Here is a 289-nt window from a genome sequence, read left to right as displayed (position 1 = left end):
CAACCAATTATTTTGGGAACGAAAACCTAAAGAATTTCGCTTACCCAATGAAAACTATTCCTGAGGCTATACATCTTAGAAATAGAATTCTGCAAACTTTTGAGAACGCTCTAAACACCAGCGAACCCGAAAAACTGCAAACTTTATTAAATTTTGTTATTGTTGGTGGTGGCCCAACCGGTGTAGAATTAGCGGGTGCTCTAGCAGAAATGAAACAACACATTTTACCTAAAGATTACCCTGACAAAGATTTCTCTAAACTTAAAATATATTTATTAGAAGGCAGCCC

At 36.3% G+C, this 289-nt stretch carries 1 pseudogene; it reads left to right on the top strand.

The window, feature by feature from the left end:
• Positions 1–289 (top strand): annotated as a pseudogene (locus V6246_RS18335) (NAD(P)/FAD-dependent oxidoreductase); the annotation flags it as partial.

It is taken from the genome of Algibacter sp. TI.3.09, from assembly GCF_038154905.1.
Classification (GTDB): Bacteria; Bacteroidota; Bacteroidia; order Flavobacteriales; family Flavobacteriaceae; genus Algibacter.
This window is presented reverse-complemented; position numbering and strand designations above follow the sequence as displayed.